The organism is Pseudomonas aphyarum (assembly GCF_028657055.1).
Lineage (GTDB): Bacteria > Pseudomonadota > Gammaproteobacteria > Pseudomonadales > Pseudomonadaceae > Aquipseudomonas > Aquipseudomonas aphyarum.
Map to the genome: position 1 here is coordinate 625732 of NZ_JAMDGS010000002.1, position 19682 is coordinate 645413.

At 61.5% G+C, this 19682-nt stretch carries 20 protein-coding genes; 8 read left to right on the forward strand and 12 right to left on the reverse strand.

Going from position 1 to position 19682, the window contains the following annotated elements; translation table 11 throughout:
- Positions 1 to 42: 42 nt before the first annotated feature.
- Positions 43 to 801: a COG4705 family protein gene (locus tag M5G18_RS04530; protein ID WP_273899245.1), complete on the reverse strand. Its 759-nt coding sequence runs from the start codon at positions 799 to 801 to the stop codon at positions 43 to 45.
- Positions 802 to 1149: 348 nt separating this feature from the next.
- On the opposite strand from M5G18_RS04530, the gene M5G18_RS04535 reads away from it, so the two are divergent.
- Both M5G18_RS04535 and M5G18_RS04540 read left to right on the forward strand, forming a co-directional pair.
- A complete protein-coding gene (locus M5G18_RS04535) occupies positions 1150 to 1467 on the forward strand; it encodes a hypothetical protein (protein WP_273899243.1) in 318 nt (105 codons plus the stop codon).
- Between the two features lie 128 nt (positions 1468 to 1595).
- The gene (locus M5G18_RS04540) at positions 1596 to 2225 is read left to right on the forward strand and encodes a flavin reductase family protein (protein ID WP_085606680.1); all 630 of its coding nucleotides are present in this window, start codon (positions 1596 to 1598) and stop codon (positions 2223 to 2225) included.
- 4 nt (positions 2226 to 2229) lie between these two features.
- On the opposite strand, the gene M5G18_RS04545 is transcribed toward M5G18_RS04540, so the two are convergent.
- Entirely contained in the window at positions 2230 to 2472 is a 243-nt protein-coding gene (locus tag M5G18_RS04545; RefSeq protein WP_007960172.1) for a hypothetical protein, read from the reverse strand.
- Positions 2473 to 2515: 43 nt separating this feature from the next.
- Positions 2516 to 2869, reverse strand: coding sequence for a putative quinol monooxygenase (locus M5G18_RS04550; protein WP_007960171.1), 354 nt, complete (start codon positions 2867 to 2869; stop codon positions 2516 to 2518).
- A 335-nt stretch (positions 2870 to 3204) separates the two neighbouring features.
- On the opposite strand from M5G18_RS04550, the gene M5G18_RS04555 reads away from it, so the two are divergent.
- Positions 3205 to 4134 carry an AraC family transcriptional regulator gene (locus M5G18_RS04555; RefSeq protein ID WP_273899242.1) on the forward strand — a complete coding sequence of 310 codons (930 nt, stop codon included), beginning with the start codon at positions 3205 to 3207 and terminating at the stop codon, positions 4132 to 4134.
- Between the two features lie 268 nt (positions 4135 to 4402).
- Here M5G18_RS04555 and M5G18_RS04560 read toward each other — a convergent pair whose 3' ends face one another.
- The 6 genes from M5G18_RS04560 to M5G18_RS04585 all read right to left on the reverse strand — a co-directional run bounded on the left by M5G18_RS04560 (position 4403) and on the right by M5G18_RS04585 (position 11706).
- Complete coding sequence (locus M5G18_RS04560) at positions 4403 to 5458, reverse strand: ABC transporter ATP-binding protein (RefSeq protein ID WP_127799637.1); 1056 nt, start codon at positions 5456 to 5458, stop codon at positions 4403 to 4405.
- Positions 5459 to 5474: 16 nt separating this feature from the next.
- Positions 5475 to 6323 (reverse strand): ABC transporter permease, encoded by an 849-nt coding sequence (locus M5G18_RS04565; protein WP_064599073.1) that lies wholly within the window; start codon positions 6321 to 6323, stop codon positions 5475 to 5477.
- Complete coding sequence (locus tag M5G18_RS04570) at positions 6320 to 7228, reverse strand: ABC transporter permease (RefSeq protein WP_007960163.1); 909 nt, start codon at positions 7226 to 7228, stop codon at positions 6320 to 6322. Before M5G18_RS04570 ends, M5G18_RS04565 begins: the two co-directional genes overlap by 4 nt.
- 71 nt (positions 7229 to 7299) lie before the next feature.
- The gene (locus M5G18_RS04575; RefSeq protein ID WP_085606688.1) at positions 7300 to 8403 is read right to left on the reverse strand and encodes an ABC transporter substrate-binding protein; all 1104 of its coding nucleotides are present in this window, start codon (positions 8401 to 8403) and stop codon (positions 7300 to 7302) included.
- A 217-nt stretch (positions 8404 to 8620) separates the two neighbouring features.
- On the reverse strand, positions 8621 to 10069 hold the full coding sequence (locus M5G18_RS04580; RefSeq protein WP_273899241.1) for an aldehyde dehydrogenase family protein: 1449 nt from the start codon (positions 10067 to 10069) through the stop codon (positions 8621 to 8623).
- Positions 10069 to 11706: a 5-guanidino-2-oxopentanoate decarboxylase gene (locus M5G18_RS04585; protein WP_236191411.1), complete on the reverse strand. Its 1638-nt coding sequence runs from the start codon at positions 11704 to 11706 to the stop codon at positions 10069 to 10071. The genes M5G18_RS04580 and M5G18_RS04585 overlap by 1 nt, the downstream gene beginning before the upstream one ends.
- A gap of 139 nt (positions 11707 to 11845) precedes the next feature.
- Here M5G18_RS04585 and M5G18_RS04590 point away from each other — a divergent pair, with 139 nt between their 5' ends.
- Positions 11846 to 12724: a LysR substrate-binding domain-containing protein gene (locus M5G18_RS04590; protein WP_074688417.1), complete on the forward strand. Its 879-nt coding sequence runs from the start codon at positions 11846 to 11848 to the stop codon at positions 12722 to 12724.
- 226 nt (positions 12725 to 12950) lie between these two features.
- On the opposite strand, the gene M5G18_RS04595 is transcribed toward M5G18_RS04590, so the two are convergent.
- Positions 12951 to 13565: an NAD(P)-dependent oxidoreductase gene (locus M5G18_RS04595; RefSeq protein WP_273899239.1), complete on the reverse strand. Its 615-nt coding sequence runs from the start codon at positions 13563 to 13565 to the stop codon at positions 12951 to 12953.
- 45 nt (positions 13566 to 13610) lie between these two features.
- Entirely contained in the window at positions 13611 to 14489 is an 879-nt protein-coding gene (locus M5G18_RS04600) for an MBL fold metallo-hydrolase (RefSeq protein WP_273899237.1), read from the reverse strand.
- 115 nt (positions 14490 to 14604) lie between these two features.
- Here M5G18_RS04600 and M5G18_RS04605 point away from each other — a divergent pair, with 115 nt between their 5' ends.
- Both M5G18_RS04605 and M5G18_RS04610 read left to right on the forward strand, forming a co-directional pair.
- Positions 14605 to 15510: a LysR family transcriptional regulator gene (locus M5G18_RS04605; protein ID WP_273899235.1), complete on the forward strand. Its 906-nt coding sequence runs from the start codon at positions 14605 to 14607 to the stop codon at positions 15508 to 15510.
- A gap of 86 nt (positions 15511 to 15596) precedes the next feature.
- The gene (locus tag M5G18_RS04610) at positions 15597 to 15773 is read left to right on the forward strand and encodes a hypothetical protein (protein WP_007953274.1); all 177 of its coding nucleotides are present in this window, start codon (positions 15597 to 15599) and stop codon (positions 15771 to 15773) included.
- Between the two features lie 8 nt (positions 15774 to 15781).
- Here the strand turns inward: M5G18_RS04610 and M5G18_RS04615 are convergent, their stop codons facing one another.
- Positions 15782 to 16678 (reverse strand): helix-turn-helix domain-containing protein, encoded by an 897-nt coding sequence (locus M5G18_RS04615; protein ID WP_007953272.1) that lies wholly within the window; start codon positions 16676 to 16678, stop codon positions 15782 to 15784.
- Positions 16679 to 16856: 178 nt separating this feature from the next.
- Here M5G18_RS04615 and pobA point away from each other — a divergent pair, with 178 nt between their 5' ends.
- Positions 16857 to 18050, forward strand: a complete 1194-nt coding sequence (gene pobA / locus M5G18_RS04620; RefSeq protein ID WP_179693925.1) for a 4-hydroxybenzoate 3-monooxygenase — start codon at positions 16857 to 16859, stop codon at positions 18048 to 18050.
- A 79-nt stretch (positions 18051 to 18129) separates the two neighbouring features.
- Entirely contained in the window at positions 18130 to 19647 is a 1518-nt protein-coding gene (locus M5G18_RS04625; RefSeq protein ID WP_273899232.1) for an MDR family MFS transporter, read from the forward strand.
- Positions 19648 to 19682 lie beyond the last annotated feature (35 nt).

The window sequence follows — 19682 nt, forward strand, 5'->3', positions numbered from 1 at the left end:
GTACAAGACCTTCGCGCGTTTCTTTCCTGTCCGATTTCCCGATCAGGACAACTCGGCAACCACCTTTTTGCTGCCATAACGCTTCTGCGCATACGACGCCCCGACGATCATCACCAGCAGAATCCCCGCCAGTACCGCCGACGAACCGATGGTGCCAAAGTCCAGTCCGCCCTTCTCATGGGACTTGGTCATCAAGTCGCCCAAGGTCGCGCCAAACGGCCGGGTCAGCACGAACGCCACCCAGAACAGCGCCACCGACGAAATCTTCGTGAAGTACTTGAGCAGCACGACCACGCCAATCGCCGAGCCGATCAACAGCGCGCCACCGGCAAAGCCCAGGCCGGAGTCGTCCGCCAGGTAATCGCCGAGCGCGGTGCCCAGGGTGTTGGAGAACAGGATCGCCATCCAGTAGAACATCTCGCCGCGAAAGCTCTGCACCTTGGTCACGTTGAGCGAATCACCGCTCAGGCGCCATGCCGCGAAGATCCCCAGCAGGATCGCGATCAGGATCATGGAACCGGTGGCGTAACCGAGTTCCAGCGTGCGGTCCATGAAGTCGGACATGGTGGTGCCGGCGGTGCTGGTCGACAGGATCACGATCCAGTACAGCAACGGCTTGTAAGTCTTGGACATCAGCTGCGCGATCAGCGTCAGGACAAACACGCTGATCAGGATCAGCGAGCTGATGGCGTAGCCGACGTTAAGGGTCATCGACAACAAATCCCCCGCGGTTTCCCCCAGGGTCGTCGCGCAGATTTTCATGACCCAGAAGGCCAGGGTGATTTGAGGCAGTTTGTTCATCGCGGGCAACGCTCCAGTGTGTGACGGCCGGTTTTTGGCTTTATGGCCGTGGGCAGACTGGCGTTGCGCGGGTGAAAAACCGGTCGGGAATCCATGAAAAATCTGTCACACACGCAAAAAACGGCGATTAATCACCGGTTAATGCCCCTGCCGCATCCTGCACCTACCTGATCGATTAACTGCGCGACGCTCGCTCCGACGACGAAAGCGAATTGAATGCGTCGCCCTTAATATCAATTTAATCGATTGTTTTTAGCATTATTTTGCGCTTTTTAATCAATGTAGTTGGCGTAGCATGAACCCCATGCGAAACACATCGCCAACGAATTTCGAATCTGGAGAACGACCATGAAAACCAAACTGATCCTCGCCCTGACCCTGTCCGTACTGGCCGCCAACACCTTTGCCGCCGACGGTTCGGACAAAACCAAATCCGCCGACTTCATTTCCGGCGCCAGCGCTGCCATCGAAACCAGCCACACCGGCACCTACGCTGCCGATGGTTTCGACAAGACCAACGTCGGCAAAGCCGTTGCTGCTGATGGGTTCGATAAAACCGGCACTGCCAACGCCATCACTGCAGACGGTTTCGATAAAACCGGCACCGCCAACGCCATCGCTGCAGACGGTTTCGATAAAACCGGTACCGCCGCTGCCATCAGCTGATTACCAGAATGCAGACACCAAAGCCCGGCCATTGCCGGGCTTGTTCATTTCCAAAGGTCGGTATTTGATCTTCGCGGATCGGACTTGCACTATTGGTCGCTTACAGAAGCCTTCAGGATCACCCCGCCATGCCCGATGACATCCATTTCTACGAACCCGCCAACGGCCACGGTCTGCCCCACGATCCGTTCAACGCCATCGTCGGCCCGCGTCCCATCGGCTGGATTTCTTCGCAGGATGCCGAGGGCCGGTTGAACCTGGCGCCCTACAGCTTTTTCAACGCGTTCAACTACATTCCGCCGATCATCGGGTTCTCCAGCGTCGGTCGCAAAGACAGCCTGAACAACATCGAGCAGACCGGCGAGTTCGTCTGGAACCTCGCCACCCGCCCGTTGGCCGAGCAGATGAACCAGAGCTGCGCGATGGTCGGGCCGCAGGTCAACGAGTTCGAACTGGCGGGGCTGACGCCGGTGGCGTCGAAGGTGATTGCCGTGCCGCGCGTGGCCGAAAGCCCGGTGTCCTTCGAATGCAAGGTCACCCAGATCATTCAGTTGCAGCGCGCCGACGGCGAGACCGTGCCGAGCTGGCTGGTGCTCGGCGAAGTGGTCGCCGTGCATATCGCCAAGTGGCTGTTGAAGGACGGGATCTACGACACCGCCGCCGCCGAACCGATTCTGCGGGGCGGCGGGCCGGCGGACTATTTCCAGCTGGGGCCGGAGGCGTTGTTCAAGATGTGGCGCCCGGGGGCGACGAAGTAAGCGCTTACCAGATCAGCTCGGCGTCGTCGGTGACGCCCTTGAGCTTGTCCAGTTCATTGATCGCGGCTTCATCGGCGGCGATGGCGCCGGGGAAAACCTGATCGTTCAGCAGTTTGTGAAAGCGCGGTGCGCCGCCGTCGACCAGGGCCTTGACGGCGATTGCCGCGTGATAACCCTTGTTGCCGCCCAACTCGACGGGGACTACAGCGGAAACCGCTTCGAAGTGTTCGAACTCTTTACGTGCCATATCGCAGGTCCTGGCTCAGTCGGATAAGCCCGACATTAAACATTCAACCGGCGAGTTTGTGTATCGGCGCAGTGCATTGCCCTACGGCCTGTGCGGCCGAGACTTCCTTGAAGGTGTGGAAATCCAGGCTGTTGACCACCAGCTCCTGCACCAGCTCGGCAAAGATTTCCATCGACGGGCTGCTGAAATAGGCGGTCATCGATTGCTGGTTGTTCCAGAAACCGGAGACCAGCCACAACTCCGGATCACACTGCGAATGCTGCAAGGCGAAGCTCAGGCAACCGGGGGCGGCACGGGACGGTTCGATCAGGGCGCTCAGGCGCATGCCGAGTTCCGCCGAACGCCCGGCGCGCGCTCGAACGAAGGCCATATGACTGACGGGAATCTGCTTGGACATGTTCAACCCTCCCAGGGAGTCGCGTGGCAGCCGGGGACGGGCTGCGACAGGATCCAAGGTTAAGGGCCGGGCACCGCTCGCCGTTAGTCTATTCCTGCCGTCGCGTTGCACAATCCTGCGAGACTGTCGTGCAGACCTGTAACAAGTCGTGAATTGCTGTCACCGTCCTGTCACACCGGTTTCGAGCAAGTTTTACAGGGCTCGCCCTGTCATGTCTGGGCAGGTACGCAACACCGTGCAGGATCAGGCAAGCATTTCGCAGGATGTGTCTACCGCTTGCGCTTGCACAAACATATGCTCTGCTCCCATTCCATCCCTTGCCGAGGAGGCTGTGCATGACGTCGTTCGATCGTTTTCAGGCGCCGCCCGATGCCGACATGGAAAAGCAGCGCGCGGAACTGGCGGCCATCATTCGCCGCAACACGTCCGAAGATGGCAGTTATGCCACTGCCGTCGGTTCTCTGTTCATGTCGCGCCACACCCAGTCCCATGACTTCGCCCCGGTGCTCGCGCAACCGGCGCTGTGCATCATGGCCCAGGGTCGCAAAGAGGTACGGCTGGCGGACGAATTCTTCAATTACGACCCGTTGAATTATCTGGTGGTGTCGGTCTCGATGCCGTTGAGCGGTCGGGTGGTGAATGTCTCGCCCGAAGAGCCGATCTTCGCCGTGCGCCTGGACATCGATCCGGCGGAAATCACTGCGCTGATCGCCGATGCCGGCCCGATGGGTGTACCGACCCGTCCGACCGGGCGTGGTTTGTATGTGGAGAAGATCGACAGCGCCATGCTCGATGCGGTGCTGCGTCTGGCGCGCCTGCTCGATGCACCGAAAGACATCGCCATGCTCGCGCCGCTGATCCGCCGGGAAATTCTCTATCGCCTGCTGCGCAGTCCGCAGGGCCATCGGCTGTACGAAATCGCCATCGCCAACAGCCAGAGCCACCGCATCAGCCAGGCGATCAAATGGCTCAACGGCAACTTCGAACAGCCGCTGCGCATTGATGATCTGGCGAAAGAAGTGAACCTCAGCGTCTCGACCCTGCATCACCGCTTCAAGGCGATGACGGCGATGAGTCCGTTGCAGTATCAGAAGCAACTGCGCCTGCAGGAGGCGCGGCGCTTGATGTTGGCTGAGGGGTTGGAGGCTTCGGCGGCGGGGTATCGGGTGGGGTATGAAAGTCCTTCGCAGTTCAGTCGTGAGTACAGCCGGTTGTTTGGCGCGCCGCCGTTGCGGGATCTGGCGCGATTGCGGCTTTCGGTGTGAACTCAGAAGCTCCCCCTCACCCTAGCCCTCTCCCGGAGGGAGAGGGAACTGACCCGGGGATATTCAAGAAGTACACCGACCTGAATGAATGGTTTTGAATCCAGAATCAAGTTGAACGACTGGTTTTGAATCCAGAATGGGGATCGACTGGTTTGAATCCATAATCGACTCGGTCGCTCAGGTCGACGGATAACGCCAGACACCTCGGTCGGCTCCCTCTCCCTCCGGGAGAGGGCTGGGGTGAGGGGGATTCGGGGGCAAGTCCGTATCAAGCGCCGAGCACCCGACACGCCTCACTCGGCAACGTCACCGACACCGGATGCCCGATCCCCAACCCAAAGCCCTGACACGGCGTACTCAACGCCGTAAACGTAACCCCCGAACACTCCACCGTAGTCTCGATAGTCGCACCGATATCCCGCACAAACGTCACCTTGCCCAGCAAGCGATTGCCCGCAGCGGCTTGGGGCGCCGACAGTTGCAGGTCTTCAGGACGGATCAACATCTTCACTTTCTGCCCGACCACGATGCTGCTGCAGATCGGCACTTGCAGCGCATCGCCGCCCGGCAGCACGACCTTGCCATCGCCCAGCGCGGTGGCCGGGAAGATGTTGCCGGAGCCGATAAAGTCCGCGACGAATTCGTTGGCCGGATGCCGGTAGATTTCAATCGGCGTACCCACCTGCTGCACCCGATGTTCACCCAGCACCACCACGATATCGGCCATGGTCATGGCCTCGCGCTGATCGTGGGTCACCATGATCGTGGTGATATTCAGGCGTTGTTGTAGCTGGCGGATTTCCACCTGCATCGACTCGCGCAACTTCGCGTCCAGCGCTGATAGCGGTTCGTCGAGCAGAAGGATTTTCGGATGCGAGGCAATCGCCCGGGCAATCGCCACTCGCTGACGCTGGCCGCCGGAGAGTTTGGCCACCGGGCGATCAATCATCGGTTGCAGCTGGATCAACTCAAGCAACTCCACCACCCGCGCCTGTTGATCGGCCTTGCTCACACCGCGCAGCTTCAGCGGATAGGCGATGTTCTCGCCCACGGTCATGTGCGGGAACAGCGCCAGCGACTGAAACACCATGCCGAAGTTGCGCAGGTGCGCCGGGGTGTGGCCGATGTCCTCGCCGTCCAGGCGGATCTCGCCGCCGGTGAGGGTTTCCAGCCCGGCGATCATTCGCAGCAACGTGGTCTTGCCGCAGCCCGACGGGCCGAGGAAGCACACCAGTTTGCCCTCCGGCAAATGCAGGTTGACGTCTTTTACCGCGCAGGCCGAGCCGTAGTGTTTCTCGACGTTTTCCAGAATCAGACCAGACATAAATCACCTCAAGAAATCAGAACGAAACGCCGCCTTCACCTACCAGCTTCTCCAGCGCCCAGATCAGGACGAAGTCGATCAGCACGATCAGCACGGCAAACGAGAACACGGTAGGGTCGAGCGATGACACGGTGCGGCTGTACATCCAGATCGGCACGGTCATGACGTCGATGGTGTAGAGGAAATAGGTCACGGTGAATTCGTTGAACGAGACGATGAACGCCAGCAGCATCCCCGCCAGAATCCCCGACTTCATCAACGGCACCACCACATCGACGATGGCGCGCAACGGCGAGGCGCCGAGCATCTGCGCGGCTTCTTCGACTTCACTGCCGATGGAAAGCATGGCCGCCGTGCAGTTCTTCACCACGAACGGCAGCGCCAGAATCACGTGGGCAATCACCAGCCGCGAAGTAGTCATGTGGAACGGCAGGCTGTCGAACACCAGCAGCAAGGCCAGACCCAGCACCACCATCGGGAACACCAGCGGCAGCGACATCAATTGCAGCGCCACGCCCTTGCCACGGAACTCACAACGGGTCAGCGCGTAGGCCGCCGGCACCGCGATCAGCGTGGCGAAAATCATCGTCAGGCACGCCACCAGCAAACTGGTGCCCATGGCCTGGCCGAGGCTCAGCACATCGCTGGCGTCCGGCGAGACGAAGGTGTGCCACGCCGCCTTGTACCATTGCAGGCTGTAGCTGCTCGGCGGGAAGTCGAGGTTCGACGCGCCGCTGAACGACATCACGATCATGGTCAGGATCGGCAACACCGCCAGGAACAAAATGATCCCGGAGAGGATGCCGGCGAACTTGCCGGTATCGCCCGGCAACAGCGACTGACGCTTCTTGATCAGGGCACTCATTGCGAAGCCTCCAGCAGACGACGACGGCGGCCGGTGATGTATTCGGACAAGGTCATGATGGCGAGCGTGGTGACGATCAGCACCACACCGGCGGCGGATGCGGCGGGCCAGTTCATCAGCGGGGCGATCTGGTCATGCACCATCACCGCGAGCATCGGCACGCGCCGACCGCCGAGCAACAACGGCACCACAAAGCTGCTGGCGTTGTAGGCGAACACCAGGGTCGCGCCGGTGATGATCCCCGGCAGACTCATCGGCAACACCACCTGACGGAACACCTGAAAACGACTGGCGCCGAGGGTGGCGGCAGCTTCTTCGTAGCTGCGGGCGACACCGCGCATGGCGCTGGCAATCGGTAGCACCGCGAGCGGAAACGCGGTTTGCACCAGGCCCATCAACACGCCGTTCTGGTTGTACAGCAGCATGATCGGCCGCTTGATCAGACCAAGGCCCATCAGGGTCTGGTTGAGCATGCCGCCGGGGCCGAGGATCACCAGCCAGCCGTAGCTTTGCAGCAGCAGGTTGACCAGCAGCGGCAACAGCACCGCCGCCAAAAAAATCCGCCGCACGAATGGTGAGGTCAGGCGCGACATGGTGTACGCCACCGGGATCGCCAGCACCACAGCGATCACCGCGCTGATCAGTGCCAGACGCAAGGTCAGCAGCAACGACTTGAGGTAGTAGGGTTCGAGCAACTGCGCGTAACTGGCCAGGCTGAAACCGGACCACTCCGCGCCTTTGGTGCCGACACTCATGCGCAGCACCAACAGGCTGGCGGCAATCAGCACGCCGAGAAACAGCATCGACGGCGTGAGAAAAAACCACGCCCGCGCCGTCGGCGAAACACCGCGCGCCGGGCGCACGTCACCCGCGCCGACCGGCTGGGTCAGGGATTGATGTTCCATAGCAATGATCTCGTCAATGGAGAACGAATCTCCCGGGCACCCCGATCATGCGGTGCCCCGGAAGGTCGGCGTCAGGAAGAAAAGATTTCCGTGTAGCGACGAATCCACTGGTCATGCACGGTCGCCAGGAAGGCGTTGTCGTGCATGATCGCCTTCTCTGCGATCTGCTCCGGCGTTAGGATGAACGGGCTCTTGCGCGCTTCGGCGGAGATGATCGCCTTGGCGTTGACCGGGCCGTTGAAGATGTCTTCGGCCATCTTGCCCTGCACCAGCGGGTCGAGGGAGTGGTCGATGAAGGCGTACGCCAGGTCGGTGTCGCCCGGACGGTTCTTCGGCATCACCGAGAGCATCAGGTCGGTGTAGAAACCTTCCTTCATGCCGAACGTGGCGCCGAGGCCATAGTTGGGATCGCGGATCTGCTTGGGGAAAAACGCCGGGGCGTAAAGGCCGCCCATGTCCAGTGAACCGGTGCGGAACAGCTCGGCGATCTGGTTGGGGTTTTCACCCAGGGTCACCACGCGGTCTTTCAGCTCCGCGAGCTTCTTGAAGCCCGGTTCGATGTTGTGCTCGTCACCACCGGCCAGTTTGGCGGCGATGATGATCAGGTCCATCGCCTCGGTCCAGTTCGGCGGCGGCAGGAAAATGCTCGGTGCCAGATCGGCGTCCCACAGCGCGGCGTAACTGTCCGGCGCTTCCTTCTGGGTGCGGGTGCTGTAGACCAGACTGTTGCACCACAGCAGGTAACCGATGCCGTGACCGTTGGCCCCGGTGCGGTATTTTTCCGGGACGTCGACCAGATTGGGAATGCGGTTGAGATCGGGTTTTTCCAGCAGCCCGGCAGCGGCCAGACCTTCAGCGCCGACGCCAGCCAGGGTGATGATGTCGTACTGCGGACGGTCACCGCCGGCCTTGAGTTTGGCGACCATTTCTGAGGTGCTGCCGGTGCGGTCGGCAATCACTTTGGCGCCGGTCTTGGCTTCGAAGGTTGCCGCGATATTGCGCAGTGCGGCGAGGCCCGTGTCATCGGACCAGGTCAACAGGCGCAGGGTCTTGCCGGCAAAGCGGGTGTCGCTGGCACTGGCCCGGATGAAGGGCATGCTCATGGCCGCCGCAGCCACCGAGGCCACGCCGACGGTTTTGATGAATTGACGCCTGTTCAGATCGTGCTCGCCCATTTAGGACTCCCATTATTCTTGTAAGTATGAGACTGATCGCAACCCTTGCATCTGCCTGACCGGAATTGCTCAAGCGCCCGGTTTCAAAGGGCTTGAGCATGGTCTGCGGGTTCATCCTGAGGTCGTGCAAAACACCTGACTATCGATAAAAACTCATTGGAGCCATGACGCCAGCGCATGCCTCGTTGCGAGGCATGCGCTGACCTTTTTCGGGCATTCAGAGCGCGCGGATCACGTGCTTGATTTCCTGAAATGCCGCCAGGCCCCACGGCCCTAACTCGCGACCGATGCTGCTCTGTTTGTAGCCGCCCCACGCGGTCTGCGGGAAGATCACCTGCGGCGCGTTGAGCCACACCAGCCCCGCCTGCAAGGCATTGGCGACCCGATCCGCAGTCTCGGCATTGCGCGTGACGACACTGGCGACCAGACCGAACTGGCTGTCGTTGGCCAGGGCAATCGCCTCGGCCTCCGAAGCAAAACTTCGCACGCAGATCACCGGGCCAAAAATCTCTTCACACCACAGCGCACTGTCGAGGGGCACTTCGGTGAAGATCGTCGGCTGCAAGAAATATCCGCGCGGCAGATCGGCGGGACGATTGCCGCCACAGATCAGCTTGGCACCGGCGCTCAGACCGCGGTCGATGTGACCGAGCACTCGCTGGTACTGCGCCTGATTGACCAGCGCGCCCATCTCGACTTCAGGATCGAACGGATCGGCCACACGGATTTTTTCCGCGCGGGCCTTCAGACGAATCAGGAATTCATCGGCGATTTCATCGGCGACCAGCACCCGGCTGGTGGCCGAGCACATCTGCCCGGCGTTGAAGAAACCACCTCCGCAGGCCAGCTCCACCGCCAGATCAAGGTCGGCATTTTCCAGAATCAGCAGCGAGGATTTGCCGCCCAGTTCCAGGCTAACGCCCTTCACGGTTTCGGCGGCGCGCTGCATCACTTGCACACCGACGGCGTTGCTGCCGGTGAAGGAAACCTTGGCGATGCGCGGGTCCGCCGACAGCGGCGCACCGACCGCCAGACCGGTGCCGCACACCAGGTTGAACACGCCTTTGGGCAGACCGGATTCGGCAATGATGGTCGCCAGTTCCAGCTCCGGCAGCGGCGTGACTTCAGACGGCTTGAGCACCACGCAGCAACCGGCGGCCAGGGCCGGGGCGAGTTTCCACGCGGTGGTGACCATCGGGAAATTCCACGGCACGATCAGCCCGACCACACCGCACGGCTCGCGGCGCAGACGTGCGCTGAAATCGTCGCTCGGCAGCGGAACATCGCTGTCGAGTTTGGCGTCGAGGCCTTCGGCGAGTTCGGCGTAGTACTCGAACGTGGCGATCACGTCGTCGACATCGATGCCCGCTTCGAACTGCGGTTTGCCGTTGTTGCTCGACTGCAACTTCATCAGATGTTCGCGGCCGTTGCGCACGCCACTGGCGATGTTGCGCAGGATCGCGGCGCGCTCGGCACCCGTGGTTTTCGACCAGCCCTTGAAGGCTTCGGTCGCCGCCGCTACCGCTTGGTTGACGGCGCTTTCGTCACCGCCGTTGACCGTGGTCAGCAGCGCTTCGGTGGCCGGGTTGATCACGCGCAGGTGTTCGCGGCCGGCGGACCATTGGCCGTTGATGTACAGGCCGTCGAGTGTGGTCGGGAAATTCATCATTGGGCCACCGCCTTCATCCATTGGGTCTGGTCGATTTCGATCAGGGTCGGGCCCTGACGATCGGTGGCGGCGCGCAGTGCACCGCGCAGGTGTTCGGCCGAGCTGATCGCTTCTGCTGCGCAACCCAGAGCTTTGGCCACACCGATGAAGTCCGGGGTGTAGATGTCCACGCCCACCGGCTCGATGGCGCGGTTGACCATGTACTTCTTGATCTCTTCGTAACCCTGGTTATTCCACAGCAGGATGATCACCGGGGTGCGCGCTTCGACGGCGCTGGCCAGTTCCGGCAGGGTGAATTGCAGACCGCCGTCACCGATCAGGCACACCACCGGCGGACGTGCACCGTGTTCGAGGTTGCCGCCGAGCCACGCGCCAATCGCCGCCGGCAAGGCGTAACCGAGGGTGCCGTAACCGGTGGACGAGTTGAACCAGCGGCGCGGACGCTCCGGGTTGAACGTGAGGTTGCCGGTGTATACCGGTTGCGTGGAGTCACCGACGAACACCGCGTTCGGCAGTTCGTGCAGCACGGTTTCGAGGAAACGGGTCTGGGCCAGCGTCGGGGCATCCCAGGTCGCGGCCAGGTCTTCCCGCAGACGCGCGGCACGTACCTGACCCCAATCGTTGCGGCGCTCGGCCAGTGGCTTGTGCGATAGCGCACTGAGCAGCGCTTGTGCGGCGTTGCGCGAGTCGGCCACCAGCGCCACGTGAGGCGGGTAGTTGCGCACGGTCTGGTCAGGGTCGATATCCACGCGTAGCAGCTTGCCGGGGATTTCGAAACCACCGGCGAAGGTGACGTCGTAGTCGGTTTCCGCCAGTTCGGTGCCGATCGCCAGCACCACGTCGGCATCGGCTACCAGAGCGCGAGTCGCTACAAGGCTCTGGGTCGAACCGATCAGCAGAGGATGGCTGGACGGCAGCATGCCTTTGGCGTTGATGGTCAGGGCCACTGGCGCGTCGAGCAGTTCGGCCAGTTCGGTGAGTTCGGCAGCCGCGTCGATGGCGCCGCCACCGGCGAGGATCAGCGGACGCTGGGCGCCGGCCAGCAGTTCAGTCATGCGGCTCACGGCGGCCGGCGCAGCACCGGCGCGGTCGATGTTGACCGGCACGCTGGCGAGCAGTTCGTCGGCTTCTTCGACCAGCACGTCCAGCGGAATTTCGATGTGTACTGGACGCGGACGCCCGGCCTGGAACAGCGCAAACGCACGGGCCAGCACGCCCGGCAATTCGGACGCCGACATCAGCGTGTGGGAGAACGCCGCCACGCCACCGACCAGTGCGCTCTGGTTCGGCAGTTCATGCAGCTTGCCGCGACCGCCGCCCAGTTGACTGCGCGACTGCACGCTGGAGATCACCAGCATCGGGATCGAATCGGCGTACGCCTGGCCCATGGCGGTGGTGATGTTGGTCATGCCTGGACCTGTGATGATGAAGCACACACCCGGTTTGCCGCTGGTGCGGGCGTAGCCGTCGGCCATGAAGCCGGCGCCCTGTTCATGGCGCGGGGTGACGTGGTTGATGCTCGAACGGGCCAGCCCGCGATACAGCTCCACGGTATGCACCCCGGGAATGCCGAACACCTGCTCGACCCCATAATCTTCGAGTAACTTGACCAGTACTTCGCCACACGTCGCCATGTCTTTGCCCTTCTTGTTCGTTGAGGCACCGGGCTTTAAAGGAACCGGTGATTGGCCTCATTGAAACGGGCGACCCGTAGCCGCAACAATCGATAAAAGCTCATACTAGCCATGTCCTCACGTCATACCTTGGATCCACATGAAACGACTGCCTCCCCTGCCCGCCCTGCATACGTTTCTGATTACCGCGCAGTGCTGCAACTTCACCCGGGCCGCCGAGCAGTTGCACATCACTCAAGGTGCGGTGAGCCGGCAGATCGCCGGACTGGAGGAACATCTGGGCTATGAGTTGTTCATTCGCCTGGCCCGTGGCCTGGAACTGACGGCCGAAGGTCGCGAATGGCTGCCACGGGTGCAGCAGGTGTTCAGCCTGATCGGCGACTCGGTGGAGCAGATCGGCGCCAAACGCGAGACCCTGCAACTCAAGGCACCGAGCTGCGTGATGCGCTGGCTGTTGCCGCGCCTGCTGCAATGGCAGCGCGAGCGCCCGGACGTGCCGGTGAAACTCACGGCGTCGTTGCAGCACGGGGTGGACTTTCATCGTGAGCAGTTCGACGCGGCGGTGATCTACGGCACCGCGCCCCATGACTCACCCGCGACCCTACATCTGTTCGATGAGCAACTGACGCCGGTCTGCTCGCCGACCCTGCTCAACGGCGGGCCGGCCCTGCACACACCGGCAGATCTGCAACAGCATCTGCTGCTGCACCCGACTCACACGGATGACGACTGGACACTCTGGCTCGAAGCCGCCGAACTGCACTTGAGCAATATCGCCAGCGGTCAGCATTTCGAGACGCTGGATCAGGCGATGTCGATGGCGTCCCACGGGACGGGGGTGGCGATCGGCGACTGGTCACTGATCGGCGACGACTTGAACGCCGGGCGACTGGTGATGCCGTTCGATCTGAAGGTGAAGACGGGATTGGGCTATTACATCGTGGCGCCGGCATCGGAGCCGTCGGCGAAATTGCAGGAGTTGATGGGGTGGTTGGTTGAGCAAGCTCATACGCGGTGAAGCCCTGCCCTCACCCCAGCCCTCTCCCGAGGGAGAGGGAGCCTACCGTGGGATGCTTGAGAACTACGCCGACCTGAACGTGCTGTACCGAATCCATAATCGACCAGAACTTTCAGGTCAATGAATCACGTCAGACACCTCGGTCGGCTCCCTCTCCCTCCGGGAGAGGGCTGGGGTGAGGGCCGGCTTTCGGATCAGACACAAACCCCGAAAACCACCCAAACCCTCAATAACCGACAGTAAACCGCTGACGCGAATGCTTCGGCGTTTCCACTTCGTCGATCAGCGCAATCGCATAGTCGGCAAACGTAATCGAGCTCTGACCTTCAGCACTCACCAGCAAGTCATCCTTGCCGACCCGGAACTTGCCGGTACGCTCGCCTTCGACAAACAGCGCCGACGGCGACAGGAACGTCCAGTCCAGCTCCTTCTCCTGACGCAGCGCATCAAGGAACGCCGCACCAGCACTGGCCTCAGCCTTGTACTCGGCCGGGAAACCGGCGCTGTCGATCACACGAGTGCCGTCCGGCAGCAACAGCGAACCGGCACCGCCGACCACCAGCAGACGTTTCACCCCGGCCTGTTTCACCGGACCGATCAGCGCGCTCGCCGGCACCGTAGCGAAATGTGCGGCACTAATCACCACATCGTGACCGGTGACAGCGTCCTGCAACGCGGCGGCGTCCAGCACGTCGACATTCTTGCTGACCACACCGGCGCGGGCGCCGATCTTCGAGGTATCCCGAGCGATGGCGGTGACGCTGTGGCCGCGACGCAGGGCTTCTTCCAGCAGTTGGCTGCCGGCACGGCCGGTGGCACCAATGATTGCGATCTTGCTCATGACATTCTCCAGTTGGCTTGAGAGTGCTGCGTTTTCAGAATCGGGTTACCACTGCATTTCGCCCTTGGCGACCTTGGCGCTCAGTTCCAGGGAGCTTTCTTCGCCCAGCTTCGGGTAGCGTTTTTTCATCGCGGCGATCAGCGCGGCAGAGTCCTTGGCCTTGGCGGTTTCTTCGTCGAACGCCTTGATGTAGTCGGCAGTAAATTTCACGGCCGCCAGCGAACGGGCGCTGTCACCCAGGTAGTGACCGGGCACCACGGTTTTCGGTTTCAGGGTTTCGATCGAGTGCAGGGTTTCCAGCCAGTCGGCGTGGGATTGTGCGGTCTGGGTGTCGGCCATCCACACGTGGATGTTCTCGGCGACAACCACACCGCCGACCACGGCTTTCAGCGAAGGAATCCACACGAAGCTGCGATCCGGCTGCTTGCCTTCCAGGCCGACCACCTGCAACTTCTGCCCTTCAAGCATCAGGCTGTCGCCCTTGAGCACGCCCGGCACGATGGTTTTGGCCGGCACGTCGGCGCCCATTTTCGGGCCCCAGAACGCAAGCTTGCCGTCGACGGTTTTTTTGATGTGATCAACGGTCGGTTGCGAAGCCAGCACCTTGGCATCCGGGAAGGCTTTGGTCAGGGTGTCGAGACCGAAGTAGTAATCCGGATCACCGTGGCTGATGTAGATGGTGGTCAGTTGCTTGCCGCTGGCGCGGATCTTTTCCACCACTTGCTCGGCCTGGGATTTGCCGAACTGGGCGTCCACCAGAATTGCGTCCTTCTCGCCGCTGACCAGTACCGAAGTCACCGGGAAGATCGCGTTGGTGCCCGGGTTGTAGACGTCGAGAGTCAGGTTGGCAGCCGCTGCGTGGGCAGCAAAGCCGAGGGTGGCGGTGGCCAGTAAAACGCGCTTGAGGGTGGTGAAGCCGATCATGGGTTGCTCCGCTGTTCGAATGCCGTGCTTGGCGATGGGGACAGAGCTTAGTTGCCAGACTCGTTACAAAAAATGCGATGCTTGAACATAGTTTGTTTCTGAAAGCGGGCAAATCATGGATCGTCTCCAAGCAATGCGGGTGTTTGTCACGGTGGTGGATCTGGGCAGCCAGTCGGCGGCGGCCGATCACCTGGACCTGTCGCGGCCGGTGGTGTCGCGCTATCTGGCGGAACTGGAAGACTGGGTCGGCGCGCGCCTGATGCACCGCACCACGCGCAAATTGAGCCTGACCGCCGCCGGCAACGAAATCCTGCCGCGCTGCCGGCAAATGCTGGAGCTGTCCGGCGACATGCAGGCCGCCGTCAGCGAACCCGCCGATGCGCCACGGGGTTTGTTGCGGATCAGCGTCAGCACCTCGTTCGGCCAGGCGCAACTGGCCGATGCCATGGCGGCGTTCGTCAAAGCGTATCCGGGGGTGAACATCGATCTGCAAATGCTCGATCGCACCGTGAACCTGGTGGACGAGCGCATCGACCTGGCGATCCGCACCAGCAATGACCTCGATCCCAACCTGATCGCCCGTCGCCTGACAGTCTGCCGTTCGGTGGTCTGCGCCGCACCCGCCTATCTGCGGGAACACCCGCAGCCGCAGCGCGTAGAAGATCTGAGCCGGCACAACTGCCTGACCCATTCCTATTTCGGCAAAAGCCTGTGGCATTTCGAGGAGGATGGCGAACCGGTCTCGGTGCCGGTGCAGGGCAACATCAGCGCCAACGAAGCCAGCACCCTGCTGCGGGCGACCCTGTCCGGCGCCGGCGTGGCGATGCTGCCGACCTATCAGGCCGGGGTGCATGTGCACAGCGGCGAACTGGTTCGCCTGCTGCCCCACGCCGAACCTCGGCAGATGAACATCTACGCCGTGTATGCCTCGCGCAAGCACATGCCGGCGGCATTGCGCTGCATGCTGGACTTTCTGGTGCAGCGTTTCCCCGAAAACCCGCAATGGGATATCGGGCTGTAATCCCGTTCGCAGAGCCGCTGGCAACTCCACGGCGCTGACCTATGCTGAAAGTAGTACCCAAGGGTATTCGTTCAGAGGTCAACGCCATGAACACCAGAACAAGAAGATACCTCGCGATTTTCATCACCTGCGCGGCCACGCTGGCGCTGTATGGCACCGCTGCGTGGCGCGTGGAGCAGTTGCGGCAACTGCCCCGTGAGTACGCGAGCTGCAACTTCGAGCGCTGCATCCCTCACAACGCCACCCTCAACGCCCTGCGCTGATACAAGGTTCAGGCGTCGTCGTTCTGCTCGGCCTTCAAGCGGTCGCGGAATGCCTTTGGCGAGATCCCCACCCGGCGCCGGAACAGACGCGTGAAGTTGGTCGGATCGGAAAAACCCAACACCTCGGACATCTCGTAAATGGTCATGCTCGTATAAGTCAGCAGACGCTTGGCTTCGAGCAACTGACGCTCGTGCATGATCTGCAACGCCGGTTGCCCCGCCAGTTCACGGCAGGTGCCGTTGAGGTGCGAGACGGAAATCCCCAGACGATGGGCCAGGTCTTCGACCTTGACGTGCTGGCGGTAGGTTTCTTCCACCAGCTGAATGAACCCGTTGAGGTATTCGCGCTGGCGCTGCGGGCGTTGCGTGGCGTTGTGACGGTGGATCGCCTGACGGCTGACCCAGACCATGATCACGCTGACCAGCGAATGCATGAGCATTTCCCGCGCCGGTTGATGGCCGTTGTACTCGGCCTGCAACGCGGCAAACAGACTGTTGAGGTACTCCGCGTCCTTGCCCGCCGGATAGCTTTCGGCCTGGGCAAGAGCCTGCACCGCGCTGCCCAATTGCGCCTGCAAATGGTTGATCAACGGTGTGGCGAGGGTGACGACAAATCCTTCGACGTCCTCGGAAAAACGGAATCCATGCACCGATAACGGTGGCAGGATCTGGATCGCGGCTTCGTTCAGTTGCGTGCGTTGGCCTTCGATTTCAAGCTCTGCCTGACCTTTGAATACGAAGAGCAACTGGCACAAATCGGCGTGGCGGTGGGGTTTGATTTCCCATTGGTGTTCGCGGCTGCGTTTGGAAATGGTTTCACAGTGCAGCAAGTCAGGGGTCGGCCAGTCCAGGCTTTCACCGTAGAGCTTGAACACCGGAATCGAAGGCAGGTCAGGCTTGTTCATCACTTCAATCCAGGCCTCGAGGTTTGCGGGCGATAATCGCACCGATTGGCAGAATGTACAGGTATCGGCTCAGTTTTCACCTTCAATTGACAGACCCGCAAGGGAAAAATGCAAGCACTCGAATCCTGAAAATCATTCACCGGCCGTTGTCGCGTGAAGCTTGCGAGTCATAAAAACAATGAAAACGCTGAAAACCCAAGTCGCCATCATCGGCGCCGGTCCGTCCGGATTGTTGCTCGGCCAACTGCTGCACAACGCCGGCATCGACACCCTGATTCTGGAGCGTCAGACACCTGACTATGTGCTCGGCCGAATCCGCGCCGGTGTGCTTGAACAAGGCATGGTAGAGCTGTTGCGCGAGGCTGGCGTGGGTCAGCGGATGGACGCCGAAGGTCTGGTGCACGGTGGTTTCGAACTGGCCCTCGACGGGCGCCGGATCCACATCGACCTGCAAGCCCTGACCGGTGGAAAAACCGTGATGGTCTATGGCCAGACCGAGGTCACCCGCGACCTGATGGCCGCTCGTCGGGAGACCGGCGGACAGACAATCTATGAAGCCAGCCATGTCGTTCCCTGTGGCATGAAAAGCGACGAAGCCTATGTCACCTTCGAAAAGGACGGCGAAACCTGGCGCGTCGATTGCGACTACATCGCCGGTTGCGACGGTTTCCACGGCGTGGCCCGGCAGTCGATTCCCGAGGACTGCCTGAAAGTCTTCGAACGGGTTTATCCGTTTGGCTGGCTGGGCATTCTCGCCGACACACCACCGATTCACGATGAACTGGTCTACGCCCGCCACGAGCGCGGCTTCGCCCTGTGCAGCATGCGCTCGGCGACCCGCACCCGTTATTACCTGCAAGTGCCGGCCGAAGAACACGTCGACGACTGGTCGGATCAGCGTTTCTGGGATGAGCTGCGCAATCGTCTGCCGGAGGATCTGGCGCAGAAACTGGTGACCGGTCCGTCGATTGAAAAGAGCATCGCGCCGCTGCGCAGTTTTGTGGTCGAGCCGATGCAATACGGGCGGATGTTTCTGGTCGGGGATGCGGCGCACATCGTTCCGCCGACCGGTGCCAAGGGCTTGAATCTGGCGGCCAGCGATGTCAGCACGCTGTTCAGGATTTTGCTGAAGGTTTACCGCGAAGGTCGCACAGACTTGCTGGAGAAATACTCGGAGATCTGTCTGCGCCGGGTGTGGAAAGCCGAGCGATTTTCCTGGTGGATGACTTCGATGCTGCACCGCTTCGACGAGCATGATGATTTCAGTCAGCGAATCTGCGCTTCGGAACTGGACTACTTTGTCAGCTCAGAGGCCGGTCAAAAAACCATTGCAGAAAATTACGTCGGGCTTCCTTATGAGGCTATCGAATAGCCTGCTACCGACTTACACTGGCGAGCACTCACCCGCTCGCCGTGGCACTGCGGGTCAATCACTGCCCGCAGGTTCGCCCGTGACCAATCTCAACCATCCCGAAACGCCCAAACCGGCCATTCGCAGCGTGCTGGTCGCGCTGATGATGGCGATCTTTCTCGGTGCGCTGGACCAGACCATCGTCGCCGTTTCCATGCCGGCCATCTCCGCACAATTCAAGGACGTCAGCCTGCTGGCCTGGGTGATTTCCGGCTACATGGTGGCGATGACCGTGGCGGTGCCGATCTACGGCAAGCTCGGTGACCTGTACGGGCGGCGCAAACTGATGCTGTTCGGCATGGGCCTGTTCACCCTCGCCTCGCTGTTCTGCGGCATGGCCCAGAGCATGGAGCAACTGGTGCTGGCGCGGATTTTCCAGGGCATCGGCGCTGGCGGGATGATTTCAGTGAGTCAGGCGATCATCGGCGACATCGTTCCGCCTCGCGAGCGCGGGCGTTATCAGGGCTATTTCTCCAGCATGTACGCGGTGGCCAGTGTGGCCGGCCCGGTGCTCGGCGGTTACATGACCGAGTACCTGTCATGGCGCTGGGTGTTCCTGATCAACCTGCCACTGGGCCTCGGCGCGTACTGGGTGGCGCGACGCAACCTGATCGGCCTGCCGATTCCCCAGCGCAAACCAATCATCGATTACCTCGGCACGCTGCTGATGATCATCGGCCTGACCGCGCTGTTGCTGGCGATCACTCAGGTCGGCCAGGGCCATGCGTGGCGCAGCAGCGAAGTACTGGGCCTGTTCGCTTGCGCGGTAGCAGTGTTGGCGGTGTTTGTCTGGCACGAGCGGCGCGCCCGGGAGCCGTTGCTGCCGATGCACCTGTTCACCAACCGCAGCGCCCTGCTGTGCTGGTGCACGATTTTCTTTTGCAGCTTCCAGGCGATTTCGTTGATTGTGCTGATGCCGCTGCGCTTTCAGAGCGTGACCGGCGCCGGGGCCGATAGCGCTGCCCTGCACTTGCTACCGCTGGCGATGGGTTTGCCGATCGGCGCGTATTTCGCCGGACGTCGCACCTCGATCACCGGTCGCTATAAACCGCAGATTCTGACCGGCGCGCTGCTGATGCCGATCTCGATCCTCGGCATGGCCTTCAGCCCGCCCGATGCGACGCTGCTCAGCAGCCTGTTCATGTTGCTCAGCGGGATCGCCGGTGGCATGCAGTTCCCGACCTCGCTGGTCGGCACGCAGAATTCGGTCGAGCAAAAGGACATTGGCGTCGCCACCAGCACCACCAACCTGTTCCGCTCACTGGGCGGCGCGGTGGGGGTAGCGTTGATGTCGGCGCTGTTGCTGGCGTTGTTGCAGGATTCCAGTTTCGCTCACCTGGCCGGCAGCTCGCTGATGAGCGAAGGGCATTCCGGCAACGTGCTGCTCGACGGTCTGAACGCGGCGCCCGGCGACGCGCAGAACGCCTTGCGTGCCGAATTGCTGGTGACGTTCCGGCATTTGCTGATGGTCAGCGCGGCGGTGTCGCTGCTCGGGCTGGCGGCGGCGATTGCCATGCCCAACCGGTTGCTGCGGGGCCGTGAACACGGCGCCCGCTGATTGATGCCAATGGATCCCACGCGCGGCGTGGGAGC

Bases quoted from the DNA above. Each gene is read 5' to 3' on its own strand.
- M5G18_RS04530 (WP_273899245.1), bottom strand. From the start codon at position 801: ATGAACAAACTGCCTCAAATCACCCTGGCCTTCTGGGTCATGAAAATC.
- M5G18_RS04535 (WP_273899243.1), top strand. From the start codon at position 1,150: ATGAAAACCAAACTGATCCTCGCCCTGACCCTGTCCGTACTGGCCGCC.
- M5G18_RS04540 (WP_085606680.1), top strand. From the start codon at position 1,596: ATGCCCGATGACATCCATTTCTACGAACCCGCCAACGGCCACGGTCTG.
- M5G18_RS04545 (WP_007960172.1), bottom strand. From the start codon at position 2,472: ATGGCACGTAAAGAGTTCGAACACTTCGAAGCGGTTTCCGCTGTAGTC.
- M5G18_RS04550 (WP_007960171.1), bottom strand. From the start codon at position 2,869: ATGTCCAAGCAGATTCCCGTCAGTCATATGGCCTTCGTTCGAGCGCGC.
- M5G18_RS04555 (WP_273899242.1), top strand. From the start codon at position 3,205: ATGACGTCGTTCGATCGTTTTCAGGCGCCGCCCGATGCCGACATGGAA.
- M5G18_RS04560 (WP_127799637.1), bottom strand. From the start codon at position 5,458: ATGTCTGGTCTGATTCTGGAAAACGTCGAGAAACACTACGGCTCGGCC.
- M5G18_RS04565 (WP_064599073.1), bottom strand. From the start codon at position 6,323: ATGAGTGCCCTGATCAAGAAGCGTCAGTCGCTGTTGCCGGGCGATACC.
- M5G18_RS04570 (WP_007960163.1), bottom strand. From the start codon at position 7,228: ATGGAACATCAATCCCTGACCCAGCCGGTCGGCGCGGGTGACGTGCGC.
- M5G18_RS04575 (WP_085606688.1), bottom strand. From the start codon at position 8,403: ATGGGCGAGCACGATCTGAACAGGCGTCAATTCATCAAAACCGTCGGC.
- M5G18_RS04580 (WP_273899241.1), bottom strand. From the start codon at position 10,069: ATGAATTTCCCGACCACACTCGACGGCCTGTACATCAACGGCCAATGG.
- M5G18_RS04585 (WP_236191411.1), bottom strand. From the start codon at position 11,706: ATGGCGACGTGTGGCGAAGTACTGGTCAAGTTACTCGAAGATTATGGG.
- M5G18_RS04590 (WP_074688417.1), top strand. From the start codon at position 11,846: ATGAAACGACTGCCTCCCCTGCCCGCCCTGCATACGTTTCTGATTACC.
- M5G18_RS04595 (WP_273899239.1), bottom strand. From the start codon at position 13,565: ATGAGCAAGATCGCAATCATTGGTGCCACCGGCCGTGCCGGCAGCCAA.
- M5G18_RS04600 (WP_273899237.1), bottom strand. From the start codon at position 14,489: ATGATCGGCTTCACCACCCTCAAGCGCGTTTTACTGGCCACCGCCACC.
- M5G18_RS04605 (WP_273899235.1), top strand. From the start codon at position 14,605: ATGGATCGTCTCCAAGCAATGCGGGTGTTTGTCACGGTGGTGGATCTG.
- M5G18_RS04610 (WP_007953274.1), top strand. From the start codon at position 15,597: ATGAACACCAGAACAAGAAGATACCTCGCGATTTTCATCACCTGCGCG.
- M5G18_RS04615 (WP_007953272.1), bottom strand. From the start codon at position 16,678: ATGAACAAGCCTGACCTGCCTTCGATTCCGGTGTTCAAGCTCTACGGT.
- pobA (WP_179693925.1), top strand. From the start codon at position 16,857: ATGAAAACGCTGAAAACCCAAGTCGCCATCATCGGCGCCGGTCCGTCC.